General features: G+C 52.6%; 17 protein-coding genes. 7 read left to right on the top strand and 10 right to left on the bottom strand.

What is annotated here, in order from left to right:
• Positions 1-20 precede the first annotated feature (20 nt).
• Positions 21-581 carry a hypothetical protein gene (locus AXA67_03415; GenBank protein KXJ41858.1) on the top strand — a complete coding sequence of 187 codons (561 nt, stop codon included), beginning with the start codon at positions 21-23 and terminating at the stop codon, positions 579-581.
• On the opposite strand, the gene AXA67_03410 is transcribed toward AXA67_03415, so the two are convergent.
• Complete coding sequence (locus AXA67_03410) at positions 560-4,684, bottom strand: ATP-dependent DNA helicase (GenBank protein ID KXJ41857.1); 4,125 nt, start codon at positions 4,682-4,684, stop codon at positions 560-562. The genes AXA67_03415 and AXA67_03410 overlap by 22 nt on opposite strands.
• Before the next feature lie 549 nt (positions 4,685-5,233).
• On the opposite strand from AXA67_03410, the gene AXA67_03405 reads away from it, so the two are divergent.
• The 3 genes from AXA67_03405 (at position 5,234) to AXA67_03395 (ending at position 8,220) form a co-directional block, all read left to right on the top strand.
• Positions 5,234-6,328 (top strand): aminotransferase DegT, encoded by a 1,095-nt coding sequence (locus tag AXA67_03405; GenBank protein ID KXJ41908.1) that lies wholly within the window; start codon positions 5,234-5,236, stop codon positions 6,326-6,328.
• A 12-nt stretch (positions 6,329-6,340) separates the two neighbouring features.
• Entirely contained in the window at positions 6,341-6,709 is a 369-nt protein-coding gene (locus tag AXA67_03400; protein KXJ41856.1) for a ferredoxin, read from the top strand.
• A 173-nt stretch (positions 6,710-6,882) separates the two neighbouring features.
• Positions 6,883-8,220, top strand: a complete 1,338-nt coding sequence (locus tag AXA67_03395; GenBank protein KXJ41855.1) for a lysine 2,3-aminomutase — start codon at positions 6,883-6,885, stop codon at positions 8,218-8,220.
• Here AXA67_03395 and AXA67_03390 read toward each other — a convergent pair.
• Positions 8,217-9,050 carry a formate dehydrogenase family accessory protein FdhD gene (locus AXA67_03390; GenBank protein ID KXJ41854.1) on the bottom strand — a complete coding sequence of 278 codons (834 nt, stop codon included), beginning with the start codon at positions 9,048-9,050 and terminating at the stop codon, positions 8,217-8,219. The two genes, AXA67_03395 and AXA67_03390, sit on opposite strands and share 4 nt — an antisense overlap.
• Positions 9,047-9,676 carry a hypothetical protein gene (locus AXA67_03385; GenBank protein KXJ41853.1) on the bottom strand — a complete coding sequence of 210 codons (630 nt, stop codon included), beginning with the start codon at positions 9,674-9,676 and terminating at the stop codon, positions 9,047-9,049. Before AXA67_03385 ends, AXA67_03390 begins: the two co-directional genes overlap by 4 nt.
• 774 nt (positions 9,677-10,450) lie before the next feature.
• Here AXA67_03385 and AXA67_03380 point away from each other — a divergent pair.
• The 3 genes from AXA67_03380 to AXA67_03370 all read left to right on the top strand — a co-directional run bounded on the left by AXA67_03380 (position 10,451) and on the right by AXA67_03370 (position 14,059).
• Entirely contained in the window at positions 10,451-11,281 is an 831-nt protein-coding gene (locus AXA67_03380; GenBank protein ID KXJ41852.1) for a pyrroline-5-carboxylate reductase, read from the top strand.
• The gene (locus AXA67_03375; GenBank protein KXJ41851.1) at positions 11,282-11,860 is read left to right on the top strand and encodes a hypothetical protein; all 579 of its coding nucleotides are present in this window, start codon (positions 11,282-11,284) and stop codon (positions 11,858-11,860) included.
• A gap of 228 nt (positions 11,861-12,088) precedes the next feature.
• Positions 12,089-14,059, top strand: a complete 1,971-nt coding sequence (locus AXA67_03370) for a dynamin family protein (protein ID KXJ41907.1) — start codon at positions 12,089-12,091, stop codon at positions 14,057-14,059.
• On the opposite strand, the gene AXA67_03365 is transcribed toward AXA67_03370, so the two are convergent.
• The 7 genes from AXA67_03365 to AXA67_03335 are packed head-to-tail and all read right to left on the bottom strand — an operon-like array spanning position 14,056 to position 19,584.
• Positions 14,056-14,724: a tRNA (guanine-N7)-methyltransferase gene (locus AXA67_03365; GenBank protein ID KXJ41850.1), complete on the bottom strand. Its 669-nt coding sequence runs from the start codon at positions 14,722-14,724 to the stop codon at positions 14,056-14,058. The genes AXA67_03370 and AXA67_03365 overlap by 4 nt on opposite strands.
• Complete coding sequence (locus AXA67_03360) at positions 14,721-15,914, bottom strand: hypothetical protein (GenBank protein KXJ41849.1); 1,194 nt, start codon at positions 15,912-15,914, stop codon at positions 14,721-14,723. The genes AXA67_03365 and AXA67_03360 overlap by 4 nt, the downstream gene beginning before the upstream one ends.
• On the bottom strand, positions 15,914-16,552 hold the full coding sequence (locus tag AXA67_03355) for a hypothetical protein (GenBank protein KXJ41848.1): 639 nt from the start codon (positions 16,550-16,552) through the stop codon (positions 15,914-15,916). The genes AXA67_03360 and AXA67_03355 overlap by 1 nt, the downstream gene beginning before the upstream one ends.
• Complete coding sequence (locus AXA67_03350; GenBank protein ID KXJ41847.1) at positions 16,549-16,962, bottom strand: biopolymer transporter ExbD; 414 nt, start codon at positions 16,960-16,962, stop codon at positions 16,549-16,551. Before AXA67_03350 ends, AXA67_03355 begins: the two co-directional genes overlap by 4 nt.
• 4 nt (positions 16,963-16,966) lie before the next feature.
• On the bottom strand, positions 16,967-17,479 hold the full coding sequence (locus AXA67_03345) for a biopolymer transporter ExbB (GenBank protein ID KXJ41846.1): 513 nt from the start codon (positions 17,477-17,479) through the stop codon (positions 16,967-16,969).
• A 3-nt stretch (positions 17,480-17,482) separates the two neighbouring features.
• Positions 17,483-18,829: a hypothetical protein gene (locus AXA67_03340; GenBank protein KXJ41845.1), complete on the bottom strand. Its 1,347-nt coding sequence runs from the start codon at positions 18,827-18,829 to the stop codon at positions 17,483-17,485.
• Positions 18,826-19,584, bottom strand: coding sequence for a hypothetical protein (locus tag AXA67_03335; GenBank protein ID KXJ41844.1), 759 nt, complete (start codon positions 19,582-19,584; stop codon positions 18,826-18,828). The genes AXA67_03340 and AXA67_03335 overlap by 4 nt, the downstream gene beginning before the upstream one ends.
• Positions 19,585-19,715: the final 131 nt, after the last annotated feature.

The following is a 19,715-nucleotide window of genomic DNA, read 5'->3' as shown; positions in this document are numbered from 1 at the left end:
TTGTGTTGCCGGTATTGGCTATGACAGAACACGCGCGTTTATATCCCACTTCCGTTGAGGAATATCTGCAAGGGGAGCTTGTCAGCGAAGTCAGACACGAATACGTGGCGGGAGAAGTATTCGCCATGGTGGGCAGTACCCGGGGCCATAATCTGGTGGCTTTGAATATTGCGGCGTTTTTACGCGCCCACCTCAAAGGGGGGCCTTGTTTTGCCTATATGAGCGATATGAAGGTCCGCATTGAAGCCGCCGATGCTTTTTATTACCCGGATGTGGTTGTCAGTTGCGAGTCTCTGGCAATGTCCGATGTTTTCCTGCGGGAACCGGTGCTGATTTTTGAAGTATTATCACCTTCCACGGAAACCACCGACCGGCGGGAAAAACGTCTCAATTATCAAAAACTTCCTTCTTTGCAGGAATACGTGCTGGTATCTCCCGAAGAAGTCCGGGTGGAGGTGTATCGCCGCCGTGGCGAAGCGCTGGAACTGGATATTTATGGGGAAGAAGATACGGCCATTGATCTCCGTTCGGTGAAAGCGAACCTGCCGCTGGCGGAGGTCTACGCCGATGTTTTCAACTGATTAACCGGCTTCAAAACGCCGTTCTCGATTCGTATCTTGCCTGCATACTTAGGGATCGGGTGGCTTGGGCTCAGGACTGAATTCAGATTAAGCGGATCGGCGGCAGAGATGACAACCGGTGGGTCCTGATCGGGTTTGTGGGCCTTTCGCAGCATGGACACCGCTTCCGGCAGAGCGAATTGTTCGCCGAATTGCCCGGCGATAAATCGTCCGCCGCGGATTTCTCCCCGTGCTTCCAGACGCCGGTAAACTCTCACCAGGGACAGCCAAGATGGCATGGCCGGTTCCTTGGCGGCCAGGGCACGGCAGACAATGCCGTAGCGCTTGAGCAGCTTGCGGGCCTGATATTCGGTTTGAGTTTCTTCTTCCCCGGAAGCGGAAGACAGCCGGTGCCAGCGGCCGCTGTTTTCCAGCGTATTCAGTTGGCGTTTGTAGCGGCGTTTTTTGGCCTCCGGCAGTTGCAGGGCCTGGAGCCCTTCCAGGCTGTCGGCGCTGATCCAGCCCAAGGCGATTAATTCAGACAAGGCGTTTTCCAGTTGTGAAGGCAGCAAGCGGCAAAGGTCTTGCAGTTCGTCAAAGAAAAGCGCGCCTTCTTTTTCCAGGGTTTCCAGAACCTTTTGGGCTTGGGGGCTTTCGGGAGGGTTCAATGAATCGGGATTGCGCCACAATTTGACATGGCGGCGGGCGACGAAAGCGATGGGCAGGGTTTTCATGGGAGTACGCTTGCCCGATGGCGACAGCCGCAGCCAGGCGTATTTCCCGGACAAACACAAACGATCCAGCCACTCGGGTTGAAAATCCGCCATCCGCATGGGCAGGATCTCCCGCTCCCAGGTTTCCGGGGTGGCCTCAAATCCTTCCAACTGGGAAATTACTTCCATCAATGCTTGCTGGCCTTGCAACCGGCTTTCCGGATGAACATGCTGCCAGCGCAACAGAAAACGCATGAATTGGGCGCCAGAGACCGGCTGGATGGCTTCGCGCAAGGCGTTGAGGGTGAGACGGTGAATCCGGGCCAGGAGGGCCCGCTCGCACCAGCCGAAATCTCCCCGCAGAATGACGCCGTCCTGTTCCAGTTGAAGCAGGGCCTGTTCGATGACGGTGTTGGATAAACCTAATTCTTCCGCCAGGATGTTTGTTTGAATGGGGCCGGTGCAAGCAAGGCGGGCGCGGAGAATTTCCGTCAAGGCTTGTTCGGGGGTAGTTTCCTTGGTTGCCAGTTCAGGAGGCAGTTGTGGCAAGGGAGAGGGCGTGCGGCCGGGGAAAAGCACGTGAAACAAAGGCCAGTGTTCAGCGGCAATCCACAGGGTGTGGTTCGGCAAGGGCAAACGCGCGGTTCGGCCTTGCTCGCATAAATTATCCAACCAGCCTTGCCAATGCGCTTCGGGTTGATTTTCTAACAAGTATCCTGAAACCAGCAATGTATCGTGAAGTTCCTCCGGACTCGTTGGCGCCGGTTTGGCTTCTTGTTGAACCTGGGTGATAGCTTCCGGGGCGAGTTTGCCCAAGTCCTCCGCGTCGTCGGGATCCAGCCAGCGGCGCTGGGACACGGCCCGGACCCGGCGTTCCTCCAGGGGCGCGCCGTCGATAAAGGCATAAACCCGGGCGCTGAGCATCTCCGCCCCCAGGGGCGAGGGTTCCACGGTTTCTTTTGGCGTTACTTTGATCTTATCTGTCTCAATGTTCTTGAGAATGCGTTCCAACCCTTCGATATCCATGGCTTCATGGAGGCAGTCGTCCAGGGTTTGCTGGATCAAAGGGTGGTCGGGAATGGTGCGGTCACCCTGAATATTTTCCAGGCAGGCCATTTGTTCCGGGAATACCGCAGTGACCAGATCTTCCGCCTGCATTCGCACCAGATAGGGCGGCGTCTTGCGGCCGTTTTGAAAGCGCCGCACCGCCAGGGAAATGGTGGCGTTCCAGCGCCAACGGACGGTAAACATGGGGTTGTCCAAAAGGGCTTGGATCAGAAGGTGGCGGACAGTCGCGCTCTTCAAAAAATCCTTGACCGACTCGAGGGGGAAGCTTTGACCGGCGCCGAGGGAGAGCAACAGGGCGTCTTCGGTGGCGGCAGCCTGAAGCTCAAAGTTGAAACCGCGGCAAAAGCGCTTGCGCAGGGCCAGTCCCCACGCCCGGTTGATGCGGCTGCCAAAAGGGCTGTGAATGATGAGGTGAAGATCGCCGGCTTCGTCGAAAAAGCGTTCCATGACAATATTTTCCTGGCTGGGCATGACGCCGAGGGCTTTGCCGGCCGCCGCCAGATATTCCACCGCCTGGCGGATAGCCTGGGGGTTGATGTTGAGTTGTTGAACCAGGTTGTTTTGGGTGGATTGAATGCCGGTTTTTTGAGTACTGTCAAAAATGGCTTGCCGCAGCCGCGAGACCGCCGACGCCAGCACATCGCTGCGCCCCGGCGCTTCTCCGAACCAGAAGGGAATGCTCGGCGGTTGTCCCTGGGCGTCTTCCACCCGCAGGCTGTCTTGTTCCAGCCGCAACACCCGCCAGCTATTATTGCCCAACTGGAATATGTCGCCGGCCAGGCTTTCCACGGCGAAGTCCTCGTCCACCGAGCCGATGCATTCTCCGGAAGGTTCCAAAATCACCCGGTAATCGGCATTGTCGGGAATCGCGCCGCCGCAGGTAATCGCAGTCAAGCGCGCGCCCTTGCGGCCCTTGATTTGGCGGTGAATGGCGTCGTAATGAAGATAAGCGCCGCGACGGCCCCGGCGGGTGGTGTAACCGGTGGCAAGCATTTGAATAACATCGTCGAAGGTATCCCTGGGCAGGTCCCGGTAAGGCGCGGCCTTGCGGATACAGTGGAACAGGTTGTCTTCATGCCAATCTTCACAAGCGGCCATGGCCACAATTTGCTGGGCCAGTACGTCCAAAGGCCGGGCGATAATCTGGTAAGTCTCCAATTCCCGCCGCTGGATGGCGTCAATCAAAGCCAGGGCGACAATCAATTCATCCCGGCTAGTGGGAAACAGACGGCCCTTGGGGGTTTTCTCCAGGCTGTGACCGGCCCGGCCCACCCGCTGCAAAAAGGTGGCAATAGAATCGGTGGTGCCCAGTTGGCAAACCAGGTCCACATCGCCGATATCGATGCCCAGTTCCAATGACGCTGTTGCCACCAGCGCCTTGAGTTCCCCGGCTTTCAGCCTTTTTTCCGCGTCCAGGCGTTGCGGGCGGGAAAGGCTGCCGTGATGGGAAGTGACGTGTTCTTCCCCCAGTCGCTCGCTCAACGCCCGCGCCACCCGCTCCGCCTGCCGCCGGGTATTGACGAATACCAGAGTCGTGCGGTGCTGACGAATCATCCCGGACATACGGTCGTACAGGGATTTGGCCGCTTCCTGAGAGAGAACGGCCTCCAGTGGCAGGTCCGGCAACACGATATCCAGATCCAGAGGGCGCAAGTGGCCGCTATCGATAATTTCACATTGGTCCAAGGGGATATCTGATCCGAGTAGAAATCGGGCGGTGGTTGCCAGGGGCGTCTGGGTGGCGGATAGGCCGATTCGGGTAAGCGGGTGTTGGCAAAGATGTTGCAGACGTTCCAGAGACAAAGCCAGGTGCGCGCCCCGTTTGTTGCCAATCAGGGCGTGGAGTTCGTCGACAATCACTGTGCGGGTGGTTTCAAGCATTCGCCGCCCGCTTTCCGAGGTCAACAGGATATAAAGGGATTCGGGGGTAGTGACCAGGATATGGGGCGGGTGTTTGGCCATGGCGGTTCGAACCGCTTGGGGGGGGTCGCCGGTGCGGCATTGGGCGCGGATGGGTGGATGGGATATACCCTCTTCAAAAAGCTTTTTCTGAATCGCTTCCAGAGGTTCCGCCAGGTTGCGTTCGATATCATGGCTGAGGGCTTTAAGGGGAGAGACATAGACGGCCTGGACACCGGTGGCTAAAGTTCCCTCAGCCGCTTGTTTGACCAGATGGTCGATGGCGGAGAGAAAGGCCGCCAGGGTTTTCCCGGAACCTGTGGGGGCGGCGACCAGGGTGTGGTGGTTTTCCTTCAGGGCTTGCCAGGCAAGCTTTTGACAGTCAGTGGGTTGGCCGAAGGTTTCCCGGAACCATTGGGCTACAGCGGGGTAAAAGGTGTTCATTGGTGGTGATGTTGCCCATGCCGGGCAAATTGGGTAACGTACATGAATTTATTGTGCGCGATGGCGGTGGAAGTGTCCATTGCTTCCGGCAAGACCTAAACCAAGAGAATCTGAGACGTGGCAAAAGTTCAAAAACACTGGGTTTTGGATCCCGACTTGGCGCAGGCGTGGGCGGTTGATGGTTCTTCGACGGTTTCAACATTGTTGTCAAGGGCCGCTGAATCTGGGGTAAAAATCTGGCTGACAGCGGCGACCTTGTCTTATGTGGCTCGCGCCATTGAATCATGCCGGGAAGGAGATCCAGATTTTTGGCGGGGCTTGTTGGCGCGGGCAAATATCCTGAGCGATCACGGTTTCGAGCAGCAGGAGGTTTTTTTGCACGCCCGCAATCCCGTTCAAGCCCAAGTAGCCGCCGCGGCCCGCAGCCTTCCGGATGACCAGACTTATATTGTCAGCCAGGATGAAAACTTCGATACCCTGGGAGAGAAACCCGTGGTATTGCCTGAGAAAGCCTTGGCTGAACTGGAGCGGGAGACGATCAACCAACCGATGCCGTTTATCGATCTCGCCGCCCAACAAGCACGGCTGCGGCCTCATCTGGAGCGGGGAATAGAAGCCGTACTCCGTCACGGCCGCTATGTGCTTGGCCCGGAAGTGGCCGAACTGGAATCCAGACTGGCCGATTTCGTGGGCGTTTCCCATTGCATCACCGTCAGCAGCGGAACAGATGCCCTGTTTATTGCCCTAATGGCCCTGGGTATCGGCCCTGGGGATGAAGTCATCACCACGCCGTTTACTTTCATTGCCACCGCTGAAGCCATTGCCTTGACAGGCGCCAGGCCGTGTTTTGTGGATATTGACCCCAAAACCTATAACCTGGATCCATCCGGAATAGAGGCGGCAATTACCCCCCGGACCCGCGCCATTATCCCTGTCAGTCTTTATGGGCAATGCGCGGATTTTGACCGGATTAATGAAATTGCCGAAAAATCTCGATTGCCAGTGATTGAAGATGGATGTCAGAGCTTTGGCGCCGAATACAAGGGGAGACGTTCCTGCGGCCTGACCCAAATAGGCGTGACCAGCTTTTTCCCCAGCAAGCCATTGGGGGGGTATGGAGATGGTGGCGCTATATTTACCCGTGACGCCGCGCTTGCTGAAGTCATGCGCCAGATTCGAGCGCATGGCCAGAAGCGCCGATACCAACATCAAAGATTGGGCATCAATGGCCGGCTGGACACGCTTCAGGCGGCGGTATTGCTTGCTAAACTGGGTCAATTTGCTTGGGAGTTGGAACGGCGCCGGGAGATTGCCGCCCGTTATTCCCAAATGTTGGCGAATACTGAAGTCATAGTGCCCTATATAGAACCTTACAATACTTCTGTGTACGGGCAGTATACAGTGCAAATTGAAGACCGGGAGCAAGTAGTCCACCGTCTGAATAAAGCAGGAATTCCCACGGCGGTGCATTATCCCTTGCCCATCCATTATCAGCCGGTGTTTGTGGATTTAGGATATGGCGAAGGGGCTTTTCCGGTGGCGGAAAAATTGTCGCGCAGGGTACTGAGTTTGCCAATGGGCCCGGATTTGTCTCCGTCCCGCCAGCGGCGGGTAGTTGAAAAATTATTACAAACATTGGAATAAATAAGAGGTGACATGATGACAGACTTGGATAATCGTTTAATGGAGGTTGTTGGAAAATTGGGGTTGGAAAAGACCCGCCATCATATTTTTTTGTGTTGTGAACCCAGCGAACCCAAGTGCTGCAGCAAAGAAGTGGGGTTGGAATCATGGAATTATCTCAAATGCCGGCTGGATGAATTGAATCTGGCCGGCGCGGGTGGCATACAGCGCACCAAGGCCAATTGTTTGCGGGTGTGCATGAAGGGACCGGTAGCGGTGGTATATCCGGAAGGCGTGTGGTACCACTCCTGTACCCCGGAGGTGTTGGAGCGCATCATCCAGGAGCATTTGATCAAAGGTACAATAGTGTCTGAATATGTTATTGCTGTTGCCAATGCTTGAAATTTCTGAAACTTGCCTATCAATTTTACACAGCATAGATGCTGGGGGAGTTCTTCCGAGGGACACTGTGAACCCATCCTTGAGAGGTTGATAGCGGCCATCCATGCCACTAACACCCGGAAGAACTCCCCCAACACCTTAAAGAAATATCAAACTGAAAGAATAGGTATTTAATGAAATATTTTTCCGGTTATCCTTCCTCCCTAGCGCCCAATCCCAAGTTAGAGATTTATACACTTGGGGATCTGGAAAATAACCGAATTGAGCCGTTGCGAAGGTTTGCCCCGCAGTTCCGCTTCGACATGCAGGTGGTGGCCCAGGTGCTGCCGTTTCGGGTTAACCGCTATGTGGTGGAACAGCTCATTGATTGGAATCGGGTGCCTGAGGACCCCATTTTCAAATTGACCTTTCCCCAGCGCCGGATGTTGGCGGAAGATGACTTCAATGCCATGGCGGATTTGCTGAAAAAGCAGGCTGATAAAAAGACGATTCATGACTTGGCCACCCAAATCCGAGATCGCCTCAATCCCCATCCGGCAGGACAATTGGCGCTGAACAGACCGAAGCAAAGTAACGGTAAAATCATTGACGGGATTCAGCATAAGTACCGGGAAACGGTGCTTTTCTTTCCCAGCCAGGGCCAAACCTGTCACAGCTATTGCACCTTCTGTTTTCGCTGGGCGCAGTTTGTGGGTGACAAAGCATTACGCATCGCAACCCGGGAAAACCAAGCGTTGCTGGACTATTTGCGCAACCATCACGAGGTAACGGACCTGCTGATAACGGGCGGCGATCCCATGGTGATGCGAACCCGCCACCTGGCAGCCTACCTTGAACCCTTGCTCACCCAGGAATTCGACCATATTCGAACCATCCGTATTGGAACCAAAGCATTGACCTATTGGCCCTACCGTTTTTTGAGCGATGACGACGCTGATGATTTACTGCGCTTGCTGGAACGAATCAGTCAGGCGGGCAAACACGTAGCCCTCATGGCCCATTACAACCATTGGCGGGAACTGGAAACCGATGCCGCGCACGAGGCTATTGCCAAGGTGAGAAGCACAGGGGCGGTCATTCGTTCTCAAGGACCGGTGCTGGCGCGTATCAATGATGACCCGGATGTCTGGGCGAGAATGTGGCGTAGCCAGGTATCATTGGGGATTATCCCTTATTACATGTTCGTGGAACGGGATACTGGGGCCCGCCATTATTTTGAAGTGCCGTTAGAGAAATGCTGGCAGATCTATCGTCAAGCTATCCAACAAGTTTCTGGATTGGGGCGCAGCGCACGGGGGCCAAGCATGAGCGCGACGCCGGGGAAAGTGGAAATCCAAGGGGTAACGGAAATCCAGGGCGAGAAAGTGTTTGTGCTCAGGTTTTTACAGGGCCGCAATCCTGATTGGGTCCAGCGGCCGTTTTTCGCCCGCTTTGACGCCCAGGCCACCTGGATAGATCAGTTAAAGCCTGCATTTGGAGAAAAACGGTTTTTCTTCGAAGAAGATAATTAATCTTTTTCGGGGAGCGTTGCGTCGTAGCCGACATTTTCCACGCCGTTGAGTACCAGAAAATGCTTGCCTTTTGCCCGGGAAATTAGTGTCATGCCGATTTTTTTTGCCATCTCCAGTCCCATTTGCGTCGTCCCGGAACGGGAAAGGATGACAGGGATTTTCATTTGCGCGGCTTTGATGACCATTTCCGAGGTTAATCGCCCGGTGGTATAGAAGATTTTGTCATCGCCCCTGATATCTTCCAGCCACATGAATCCGGCGATGGCATCCACGGCATTGTGGCGTCCCACATCTTCGCAGAAAAACAGGATTTCGCTTTCCTTGCATAGGGCGCATCCGTGGACCGCGCCGGCTTGTTTGTATACTTCATTGTAATGACGGATATTGGCAAGCAAATCATAGAGGGTGGATTGTTTGACAGGGGATGGGGTTAACCGGATTTTTTCCAGTTCATCCTGTAAACGGCCGAATACCGTGCCCTGACCGCAGCCAGTAGTGACAGTCCGGCGAGACAGCTTTTCTGCTACTTGCGGAAGATTGGGCGTTTTTGTGGTTACCGCCACTGCTTCCACCTCCCAGTCCACCTGAACGGCGAGGATGTCTTCCAGATTTGGCACTAGCCCTTGATTGCGCAGATAACCCAGGGTCAATAGTTCAGGGTGGGTGCCAATAGTCATCAAAGTGACGATTTCCTGCTTGTCCAAATAGATTGTCAACGCTCTTTCAGCGGCCAGGGAGAGTTCCCGGAGTCGGCCGTATTCATCGTAAGCTGTGGCAGGCACTGCGGAAGCAAGCCCGGCGCGGGTCATGAGAATGTCTGGTTTGCTCATGACGGTTTTGTCCGCAACTGATGTTCCATCTGCTGTAAATCTTCAGGCGTATTGACATTCAAGAATTGATCCGGATTATCACTGCAATCGATTAACACACATTCGTGTTTTTGGGTCCAACGGTCAATTTTTCTTTCTCCCGCGGCAAGCTGGGCGGACAAACTTGGGGCGAGATGGGTGCGCAGCGCCATGATGACAGGATGGGCTCTGCTACCATCGTGGGGCATGGAAATTTCCCCATTCTTTGTTTCCAGGGCCTGAACCAAGCGCCTAAGCGTATCGGCTTCCAGTTTCGGACAATCGCAGGGGATGGAAATTAAATATGGTGTGGAAGCCACATTAAGCCCGGCCAGAATACCCGCCAACGGGCCATCAAAGGTAGTAGTGGCGTCTTGAATGACAGGCATCCCAAATGTTTTATATTGCTCGAGGGAACGGTTAGCGTTGATCAATATATCGCTACAGACTTGATTTAATACGTCAATGGCATAGCTAATGAGCGGTCGGCCGGCGCAATCTATCAAGCCCTTGTCTTGAGTATTCATGCGTTTGGCCCGGCCTCCAGCCAAGACCAGGCCGGTAATCTGATTGGGTGGTATTGTCATGGTTAATTTTGTCTTGCCCATAATTTACACAGCTAGGTGCTGGGGTGGTTCTTCCGTGGGACGTCATAAACTCATCCCTGAGGACTTGATGGCGGCCATCCAGGCCGCCAACACCCACGGAAGAACCACCCCAAGTACTTAAAGAAATCCCAAGCTATCAAATTTTATAGGCATGATTATTTAATAAGTACTCTATTTTGGCACAGGAAAAGGCAAACAGTTTCAGACAAAGCCGGTATTGGTAATGCGGCATAAGGATGGGTTAGTCCAGAGAGTTGCCAATCTTCTGAAAACTTTGCTTTTTTCATTGTTCATCAGCTTGTAAAATGAACTGCTGATGAATTTTCAAAGTTAAGGAGTCGTTCAATGGGAAAAGGTGATTTAAGGACACGGCGGGGAAAAATCGTGAATAAAAGTTATGGAAAAACTCGTCAGAAGGACAAAAAACTCAGGAAGTTAAAATCAAAATCCGGGTCATCGGAATAATGCATTGGTGGATGCTTCAGGCATCCACTTTTTATGTAGCCCGAATATTGCGCCAGCATCCCGGATGATGGCGCAGGACAGGTGCGGTTGGACGCCGGGCTGGACTGAGGCCCATAGCCGTCGTTGCTATGGGTTGAAGGAAGCCCAAGTCCAGGCGTGCCTGGACAAGCCAGGGCCGGGATAGGATTCGGGCCAGGGGCAATCATACCCCACGAATTTTATGAAAATTAAGCATTTTCTTTTTTAATCAATAAATTACTGGAAGGCCTGAAGCCGGCTGGCGCAATATTCGGGCTAGGGGAGGTATGAATGCAAGCAGCCGTCATTGGATTTATCGGCGCCGGGAATATGGCAACTAGCCTGATTGGGGGGCTGGTGGCCGATGGGTTGCCAAAAGATAAGATTCGGGTTGTGGATATCGATCATGAAAAGCTGGGAAAGCTGGCTTCCCACTACGGCATTACTGCTTGTTCCAACAACGCTGATTTGGTTCGTCAATCAGATATTGTGGTTTTGGCGGTAAAGCCTCAGCACATCAGGGATGTAGCCAATGAAATTGCCCCAGAGGTTCAGGAAAAAAAGCCCTTGGTCGTGTCAATTGCCGCGGGCATCAGAGAAGCTTCCTTGGCCCGCTGGCTCGGCGGAGAAGTTCCCATTGTCCGCGCCATGCCCAATACGCCCGCTTTAGTGCAATCTGCCGCCACGGGGTTGCACGCCAATGGGTTAGTGACTGAAGTACAAAGAGAGTCCGCTGAATCCTTACTGCGCGCTGTGGGCATTACTGTCTGGGTGGAAGAGGAAACTTTACTGGACGCGGTAACTGCGGTTTCCGGCAGCGGACCCGCCTATTTTTTCTTGTTAATGGAAATGATGGAAAAAGCCGGGGTTGCGCTTGGTTTGGATGCGTCGGTGGCCCGTTTACTGGTGGAACAAACGGCACTGGGAGCCGCCAAGCTGGCGCTTGAGTCGGATCTTGGCCCTGAACAGCTGAGAATTCGCGTGACTTCTCCCGGAGGAACCACTGAAAAGGCATTGTCTGTGTTTCAAGATTCCGGCTTTGAGGCGATGGTGGAGCAGGCCTTGGCTGCTGCGTGTGAGCGATCAAAAGAATTATCCGAACAGTTGGGAGGAGAAGATTAAATGAGCGGTTTACTAGCCAATCCGATGACATTTCTCATCGACGCAGTATTTGGACTGTATATTCTGGCAGTGATGCTTCGATTCCTGCTGCAGTTGGTGGAGGCGGATTTTTATAATCCGATTTCCCAATTTCTGGTAAAAATTACCCATCCCCCGCTGAGAATATTGCGCCGTTTTATTCCCTCTTTTGGCCGGGTGGATACGGCATCGCTGGTTTTGATGTTCGCATTGCAAATGCTGGGCGACTATTTAGTCGCCTTCCTTCAAGGAGGTGGTCAGGTTGCCGTCGGCGCTTTAGCCGCGGTAGCGTTCATTCAGCTAGTCAAGCTGGCGTTTAATGTTTTTATTTTTGCCATCATCATCCAGGCGCTCCTTAGCTGGATCAATCCCGATCCCTATAATCCTGTCTATTCCTTATTATCCTATTTGACCGAACCGGTGATGAGACCCTGCCGGAGGCTATTGCCGCCCATTGGAGGATTGGATCTCTCTCCCATTATCGCCATTATTGGCTTGGGTTTTCTTATGCGGCTGACTTTAGGGTTGTTGGAAAAGCTGGTAACGATGTTTTTGCTTTAAATGTGGGATTGTGTTAGGGGTAATTTTCAGATTCTGGACTAAACTACTTTTAAACGGAAAAGAAACAACAGGTAGTGAATCGCCCCAATGGCCCTTGAAACCGTCATATCAGCAGAAAAGACACGTCGTGTTGTGCGTCGCCTCAGACATGGACACCACGGATTTTTCGGCTACACTTCCTGTAAGACCTTTTTGGATATTGCACAAACCTGAGTTTAAATGCCGGAGATGAGTACGATGCAATTTCAGCAACAGCTGCAAGCCTATGGCCAATGGAAAAACCGCCTGGTGGAGGCGATAGAACAATACCGTGCTTGGCTCAAAAAGTACGACCTCAGTACCACTGAAGTCGAGGAGGTCCTGCTTGGAATGCGTCAGAATCTCGAAACCGAGAGAATGACCATTGCCTTTGTAGCAGAGTTCTCACGCGGCAAGACCGAGTTGATTAACGCGTTGTTCTTTTCCGAGACAGGTGTGCGCTTATTGCCTTCCACGCCTGGCCGAACCACCATGTGCCCGACCGAGATTTTCTACGATCAAGAAAAAGGCAGCTACATCCGGCTGTTGGCCATTGAGAGTCGTCTCGATAGCGCTTCCATGAGCGAGTATAAAGAGAAGCAAGACAACTGGTTGCAAATTGATCTGGACCCAAGCTCTCCCATACAAATGCAGGAAGCTTTTCAAGAATTGGTGGCGGTCAAGCGGGTCCCTCTCGAAGAAGCCAAGCGCTTGGGTTTGTATCACGAGGATATGAATCATGGCGATATCGAGCCGGAAAGCGTGGAAATCCCCTGCTGGCGCCACGCCATTATCAGCTTCCCCCATCCGCTTCTCCAGGAAGGGTTGGTGATTTTGGATACGCCCGGTTTGAACGCCTTGGGTTCAGAGCCTGAATTGACCCTCAGCATGCTGCCTAGTGCCCAGGCTGTTCTGTTTGTGTTGGCTGCCGATACCGGGGTGACCAAGAGCGACATGGATATGTGGCAAAACCACGTTCGCGGTTTGGATGGTTCAGATCAGCGTCACGTGGCAGTGGTTATGAATAAGATTGATACCCTGTGGGATGATATCCAAAGCGACCCAGATATTGAAAAGTCAATCCACTCCCAAGTATCGGCGACGGCGAAGATATTAAAAGTCGATGAAAAATCCATCTTTCCTTTATCCGCCAAACAGGCGTTACTGGCAAAGGTGAAAAACGATAGAAACTTGCTGGAAAAAAGCCGTCTGCATAACCTGGAGAATTATTTATCCAAGGATGTGCTGGAAGGGCGCCGGGAAATTATGCGCCAATCGGTAACCCAAGGGGTAGGCCATCTAGTGGGGGAATCCCTGAGCGTCGTCCGCTCCGAAGCAGAGCAATTGCGCAAACAGCTGGAAGAACTGCGCAACATGGACGTCAAAAACGAGGCGATGACCGAGCAGTTGATGGATGAAACCCGTCAGCAGCAAAGCCAGTATTTGCAAAGCGTGGACAGCTTTCAGGCCAGCCGCCGGGTTTTTACCATGCAAGCCAAACGGATGCTCGATACCCTTTCACCCAAACGGATTGACCAGATCATCAAAAAGCACACCAAGGCCATGGAGGCGAGCTTTACCACCTATGGCATGAAACAGGCGATGAAAGCCGTTTTTGATGATCTTAACGCGGTTTTGAGCGAAGGCGTCCAGGTGGTGGAAGACACCCAAACCCTGGTCAAAAAAATCTATCATACCTTCGACAAAGAGCATGGTTATGGCGATGTGAAGCCGCCGGAATTTTCCATCAAAGATTATCAAGTGACTTTGGAAGATTTGTTTTCGGAAGGCGAGAATTTCCGCACCAGCATGTCTTCCACCTTGATGGAACAGCATTTGGTGATCCAGAAGCTCTACAATGCGGTTTTGGCCAAGTCCCGTAAGCTCCTCCACAAAGTTCACAAGGAAACTGCCGATTGGAGCGCCATGGCATTGTCGCCCTTGGTGCATCAAATCAAAGAACACAAGAAGATGATTGAGCAGCGTCTGGCGGTATTGCGCAAGGTCAATCAATCCAAGGAATCCATGGAAGTGGAAATTGAAAAACTGGAGCGGGAATTGGCGCCACTGCTAGCCCAGCAGCGCGATCTGGAGCGCATTGTCGCCATGATCGAAGGCAAGAAAGGCCTGCCGGACGAAACCACCAGCAGTGGTTCTTCCGCCGAGGCCATGGCTTCCTAACGGCGAAGATAGGCCAAATCTGTAATAGGATGCCCCAAACGCTGCCCCCGCCACTCATATTTGGTTAAGGGCCGGGGTGGGGTGATATTAGAAGGATCCATGGGGGAAAATGCAGGCTGAAGGGCTAATGTTTCTTCAATGTGTCGGGCATAATCCGGCCAGTCAGTAGCGATGTGGAGTATCCCACCTGGTTCGATCTTATTTTCCAGCCTTTGAATAAAGGCGGGTTGGATGAGTCGGCGTTTGTGATGTTTTTTCTTATGCCAGGGATCGGGAAAGAAGATATTCACCCGTTGGAGGGAAGCATCGGGAATGCATTTTTCCAAAACCTCCACCGCATCGGCGCAATAGACTTTGACGTTTTTTAGTGCTTGGGCTTCCAATGCCAACAGCAACCGGCCAACCCCGGGCCGATGCACTTCAATACCAATAAAATCCAGATCCGGCCGACTTGAGGCCATTTCAATCAAGCTTTCCCCATTACCAAAGCCGATTTCCAGAATTAATGGTGCGTTGCGGCCGAAAATCCTTTCCGGTTGCAGGCTGTTGTCAACATGCAAGCCGTAATCTGGCCATAAGGTGTCCAAAGCCCGTTGTTGCGCTGGCGTAAATCGGCCTTCCCGGCGCACGAAACTGCGGATTCTTCTACGGACGTCTGCTGTCATGCGGCTTTTTGGCTGAGAAAAGCCAACCACTGCTGGGCGGATTGACGGGTTCGTTTGTATTGCAAGGCTTTTTTGAAAGCCTGGATTGCTTGGGTCGTCTTTTTCATTTCGTACAGCACACTACCCAGAAGCAGCCATGCCTTGCCCGGTGATTTAAGCCCGCCTTTCTTTAATGCCGAGCGAAGCGCCTGGGCCGCTTTTTGCCACTGCTCTTGCTCTATATACAATTGCCCGAGACGGAAATGTATTTTTCCATCGGCGCTTAAAGCGGCAGTGCGTTCCAAAACTTGCAGCGCCTTTTTGAATTCCCTGGCTTCAGTCCAGCATGAAGCGAGCAGGTTTAGATTTTTTAGCGTCTTCTTTACCCGCCCTTTCGTCATTTCCTGCTGTAATCTTCGGCCGGCAAGGTAAGGGACATGGATGGCCCGGAGCAGTTGTATGCCTTGCAGGATCTCCTTTTCCTTCGTCAACATATCCACTAATACTTGTAGTTCAACTACTGCAGCCGCCGTGATGGGTTTCCTGGATAATTGATAGAGCGCGGTCAATTGCTCCCAGTAAGGTTTGTGGTTGGGTTTCATTCGGATCAGACGGTGCAAATCCTGAATGGCCGCCGAATAGTTTTTCAAATAGTAATTAAGGCTGAGCCGCAATTGAATCCAGGATTCTTTGGGCTTGGAAGTTTGGGCGATTGCCTGGTTGATATATTTGAGAGCCGGGCGGTAACGTTTCAGTTGTGTGTAAGCATGGGCCAAGAGCAGGTAATCTTCCGGCTCTATTTTGGGAGCGGTTTTCAGCCAGGATTCCAGGGTTTTTACGGCCTTTGCCGGTTGGTTTTGTGCTAGATATAGTTGCCCGAGCATTCTCAGGGCTTGGCGCTTTTGGGTATCGGTCAGGGCATTGGTTGCCAATGCTCTTTCCAATAAGGGGATGGCGCTCTGGTAATTGCCTTTGGCAGCATGGGCAGAAGCAAGCGCTCTGAGGATTAACGCCTGTTCCAAGGGTTTCTTACCCACCTTGTTCAACCGGGCTTGCAAAATCGCAATGGCCTTCCCGTAGGCTTTTTTATCGAGAAGCTGTTCGGCCTTTTTGAGAGTATTGAAAGTCTGGGGAGAAACGGTAGCCGCGTGAACCGGCCATCCAGAGGTAGTGGTCAGGATCAACAGCAGAAATAATCGGGTAAGTCTCATCATCGCCGGCGCAGCTTGAATTCCAAAACCTGTACCGCCCTTTGGGGAACTTTTTGGCCATCAATTTCCTTGGGCTTGAATTTCCATCGCTGGATGGCTTGCAAAGCGGCGTGCTCAAATACGCCCTTGGGATGAGCTTCCACGACTCTGGCATCTTTAACCGAGCCATCTTCGGTAATGGTAAATTCAATCTTGACCCAACCTTCGATTTTGCGCATCTGGGCCCTTACGGGGTAGCGAGGTGGGACTCTAACCAATGGGATCAGATTGGCGCTGGGTTGAAGCCCAGGTCCGGGAGCAACTCCCACAGTCAATGAACTGGTGAGTCGTTCGCTATTGAGCGGGATATCCAATGGGGGTAAATCAATGTCTGGTGCTTGTGTTGCCACTTGTCGAGGCGTGGTCAAGGGTATTTTAGGGGGCGGCGGTTCTTTTTCCGGCGGTTTGGGCGGTTCTCTTCGGGTAGGTGGGGGCAGTTTGGGTTGTGGTTTCAAGCGCACGAAATCCACCATCCGGATAGGCTCGGTTTCTGGCAGCTTTAGGTTCTCAGTAGAAATCATCAGCTGCATCAGCCAAAAAAGTCCCAGGGAAACGAGCAACCCGGTGGCCGAGGCAGTAAGCCACAAGCGGATGTTCATTGGGCCTGTGCGGTTGCGGCGATGGCCATGTCGGTAACCCCTGCCAGGCGTACCTGGTCCATCACCCGGGTCAAGATGTTGACTTTGGCGTCGCGGTCCGCGGCAATGATCACGGTTCCCAAGGGATTTTCAGCCCGCAGCCGGGCAACCACTGCCCGTACAGAGCGGATATCCACCGGCCTTTTGTCAATCCAAATTTCACCATTGGGCTTGATGGCGATGACGATATTCCCCCGTTCCTTACGCTGGGCGGTCTGGGCGCTGGGACGGTTGACTTCGATGCCGGCTTCTTTGACAAAAGAGGTGGTGACGATAAAGAAAATCAACATGATGAACACAATGTCCAACATGGGCGTCAGGTTGATTTCACCGGTTTCTTGATCGTCGCTGCGGGAAAATCGTCGTTTCATGGGCTTAGTCGAAATGGAGCATGTCGGTGAGGTGGCGGGTTTCTTCTTCCACTCGTTGCTGAATCCGTTGGGTGAAATACAGTCCTGCAATCGCAACTGTCATCCCAGCCATAGTGGGTAGGGTGGCGTGGGAGATATGGGTGGCCATGGCGCGGGCGTTGCCGCTGCCAAAGACGGCCATGGCGTCAAACATGTGAATCATGCCGGTGACGGTTCCTAGTAGACCCAGCAAAGGACACAAACCTACCAGGGCCTTGATGAGCAAAAGCGTTTTACCCAGTTGCTGGCGGGCTTTCGAGATCATTGCCTCGCGAATTTTATGAGCATACCAAGAATGCTTTTCCTGACGCTGGGACCACTGATTCAGCCACTGATCACGAAGGTTCGGATAGACCCAGCGGAAAAACAGAAATCTTTCCGTGACTAGGGTCCAAAGCACAACGGAGAGCAATAGAATGTATTGGATGACAGGCCCCCCAAGGGCCAGAAAGTCTTCAATGGATTCCAACAGTAGCATGGTTTAAGCGGCGCGTTTTTCCACAATAGCGCTGATAACTCCGGCGCTTTGTTCTTCCAGGATCTGGATCAGGGTTTTGCTTCGGCTGGCCAGCAGCGAATGAATAAACAACAAGGGAATGGCGACAATTAAACCCAGCATGGTCGTAACCAACGCCTGGGAGATGCCGCTGGCCATCAACTTGGGATCGCCCGTGCCAAACAGACTGATGGATTGAAAGGTTTCAATCATCCCAGTCACCGTTCCCAATAGACCCAGCAGAGGCGCTACAGCGGTAATCAGTTTGACCAGGGAAATGCCGCGCTCAATGGCTGGAATTTCCCGCAAAATCGCCTCGTCAAGCAAGTTCTCCATGGTTTCCGGTGGCAAGTTTTTGGCTTGCAGCCCCGCTATTAACACTCTGCCCAAGGGATTGTCGTCACGTGGATTGTCCAGATCTTGCAATTGCACGTTTATCTTTTTGCCAATGCCGCTAAGCACAATAAAGCGCCATAGCGCCAGCAGCAAACCAATGGCGCCCAATGCCAGGATGATATAACCAATGAGCCCGCCTTGTTGAATGCGTTCCCAGACGGTTGGTGAGCTAATCAACATGCTTAACAGTACGCCGCGGGTGGGATCAATGCCCAAAGGGGCGTAATCCCCGGTGGCGTCCATAAACCCATGAGCCAGTTTTTGCAGCCGCCGTTCAGGCTGGCGTGGAAGCATAATAAGCCCTTCGGTCTCTGGTAAGTACCGTAAATATTGACCTTGCGCCAGCGCATTGAAGACGCCAACGCGAATGACCTCGCTGGATTGTGGTTCTCCACCGGCAGTCAGGATTTGGGTTTTGAATTTGGTAACCTTGCCCGATTCGGTCATCTCATGCTGGTAGAGATACCATAGGGATTCCAGTTGCTCTAAGGTGGGCAGCCGCTTGCTGTTGGTGATGGGCGCCAATTTTTCAGCCCGTCCGGGAAACTGGGCGGAAACCAGAGATTCTTTCAGCGTGGTCTGCAAGTCACCAGCAGCCTGCCGTACCGTGCCAACGATTTCTCCCAGTATGCCACTGCTCTGTTGTAGTTCCTCCTCCAACTTGGCCAGGGTTTCCTGGTTGGCGGTAAATTCTGCTTTCAGTGCCTTGCTTAGTTTCTCCAGCCTGGCCAATTCCGCTTTGGCCTGAGCCAAAAGCCTTTGCTGCTGACTCTTTTCTGCCCGGAAGCGCGCTTCCCGTTCGCGGTTCAGTTGGCTGACTTCTTGTTGCTGTTGTTTGACTTTCTCTAATAATTGATCCAAAGGACCCGGCGCCGCTGCAAGCCATTGCGGACTGGCAATAGTCAAAAACAATAAAAGCAACCAGCGATAATTCATCGACTTGTCTCCGGCGTTGGGGTGGGTAGCGTCAGAATATCCGGGGCGGCTTGTTTGCGGGCAATGCGAAGTCCCTTGCGGATAGGGCGGCGGTAATTGTCCGGTAAAATCTCCCAACGTCGCTGTTTAGGGTTCCAGAAGCCCGAAGTTTCACCGTCCAGGGTTTGATAGAACAATGCCACTCTACCCACCCTTAAAAAATCCACCGGCCGGGTTTGGTTTTCCAAGGTTAAATCGGCGCGGTAGGCTTCAATGGTGCGGGCATATTCGTTTTCGATTTGAAAGGCTTCCAGAATCCGGCGGAATTTTTCCGCATCGCTTACTTCTGCGGATTTTAACAAGGATTTGAGTTGCGCCACTCGTTGCCCACGTTCTTCTGGCAGGAAAGGCGTATCCAGTTTGATGAATTGGTCCAGCGATTCCACCATTTTAATCATCAATGGCACAATTTCTCGTTCAGCCACTGCTATCTCATGGATTTGCCTTTCCAATTCCGCCTTTTCCTGACGCTGGGATTTTATTAACGTTTGTAAGTGTTGAGTATAGGTTTTGAGAGACTCAATTTCCCTGAGGGTACGGCGGTACTCATCCAGCATTTGCCTGCTGGCATCATCCAAATGATCGATTTTTTTCTGACTTCGGGCAGAATCGGAAAGTAGGCCTTCTTCCTTTTTGATGGCTTGTTTTAGCGCATCAGCGTAAGCACTGCCGGTAATGAAAAGAACGCCGAAAACCGCAAAAATTTTTGTCAACATATGTGTGTAAAAGGTTCAATGCAAAATTCCATGAACCTTAGCACAATGTAAGAAAAAACTAAATCCTGCGCCCTTTCCTTACCGCAATATGTGCCTGTATTACACAAATAAAAAAACCCTATCGGGTGAGT

This window comes from Methylothermaceae bacteria B42 (genome assembly GCA_001566965.1).
In the GTDB taxonomy this organism is placed as follows: domain Bacteria; phylum Pseudomonadota; class Gammaproteobacteria; order Methylococcales; family Methylothermaceae; genus Methylohalobius.
Note: the sequence above shows the minus strand (reverse complement) of the source record. Positions and strands in the feature narration are given on the sequence as shown.

Coding starts and splice junctions, on each gene's coding strand:
- AXA67_03415 (KXJ41858.1), top strand. CDS start 21: ATGACAGAACACGCGCGTTTATATCCCACTTCCGTTGAGGAATATCTG.
- AXA67_03410 (KXJ41857.1), bottom strand. CDS start 4,684: ATGAACACCTTTTACCCCGCTGTAGCCCAATGGTTCCGGGAAACCTTC.
- AXA67_03405 (KXJ41908.1), top strand. CDS start 5,234: ATGCCGTTTATCGATCTCGCCGCCCAACAAGCACGGCTGCGGCCTCAT.
- AXA67_03400 (KXJ41856.1), top strand. CDS start 6,341: ATGATGACAGACTTGGATAATCGTTTAATGGAGGTTGTTGGAAAATTG.
- AXA67_03395 (KXJ41855.1), top strand. CDS start 6,883: ATGAAATATTTTTCCGGTTATCCTTCCTCCCTAGCGCCCAATCCCAAG.
- AXA67_03390 (KXJ41854.1), bottom strand. CDS start 9,050: ATGAGCAAACCAGACATTCTCATGACCCGCGCCGGGCTTGCTTCCGCA.
- AXA67_03385 (KXJ41853.1), bottom strand. CDS start 9,676: ATGGGCAAGACAAAATTAACCATGACAATACCACCCAATCAGATTACC.
- AXA67_03380 (KXJ41852.1), top strand. CDS start 10,451: ATGCAAGCAGCCGTCATTGGATTTATCGGCGCCGGGAATATGGCAACT.
- AXA67_03375 (KXJ41851.1), top strand. CDS start 11,282: ATGAGCGGTTTACTAGCCAATCCGATGACATTTCTCATCGACGCAGTA.
- AXA67_03370 (KXJ41907.1), top strand. CDS start 12,089: ATGAGTACGATGCAATTTCAGCAACAGCTGCAAGCCTATGGCCAATGG.
- AXA67_03365 (KXJ41850.1), bottom strand. CDS start 14,724: ATGACAGCAGACGTCCGTAGAAGAATCCGCAGTTTCGTGCGCCGGGAA.
- AXA67_03360 (KXJ41849.1), bottom strand. CDS start 15,914: ATGAGACTTACCCGATTATTTCTGCTGTTGATCCTGACCACTACCTCT.
- AXA67_03355 (KXJ41848.1), bottom strand. CDS start 16,552: ATGAACATCCGCTTGTGGCTTACTGCCTCGGCCACCGGGTTGCTCGTT.
- AXA67_03350 (KXJ41847.1), bottom strand. CDS start 16,962: ATGAAACGACGATTTTCCCGCAGCGACGATCAAGAAACCGGTGAAATC.
- AXA67_03345 (KXJ41846.1), bottom strand. CDS start 17,479: ATGCTACTGTTGGAATCCATTGAAGACTTTCTGGCCCTTGGGGGGCCT.
- AXA67_03340 (KXJ41845.1), bottom strand. CDS start 18,829: ATGAATTATCGCTGGTTGCTTTTATTGTTTTTGACTATTGCCAGTCCG.
- AXA67_03335 (KXJ41844.1), bottom strand. CDS start 19,584: ATGTTGACAAAAATTTTTGCGGTTTTCGGCGTTCTTTTCATTACCGGC.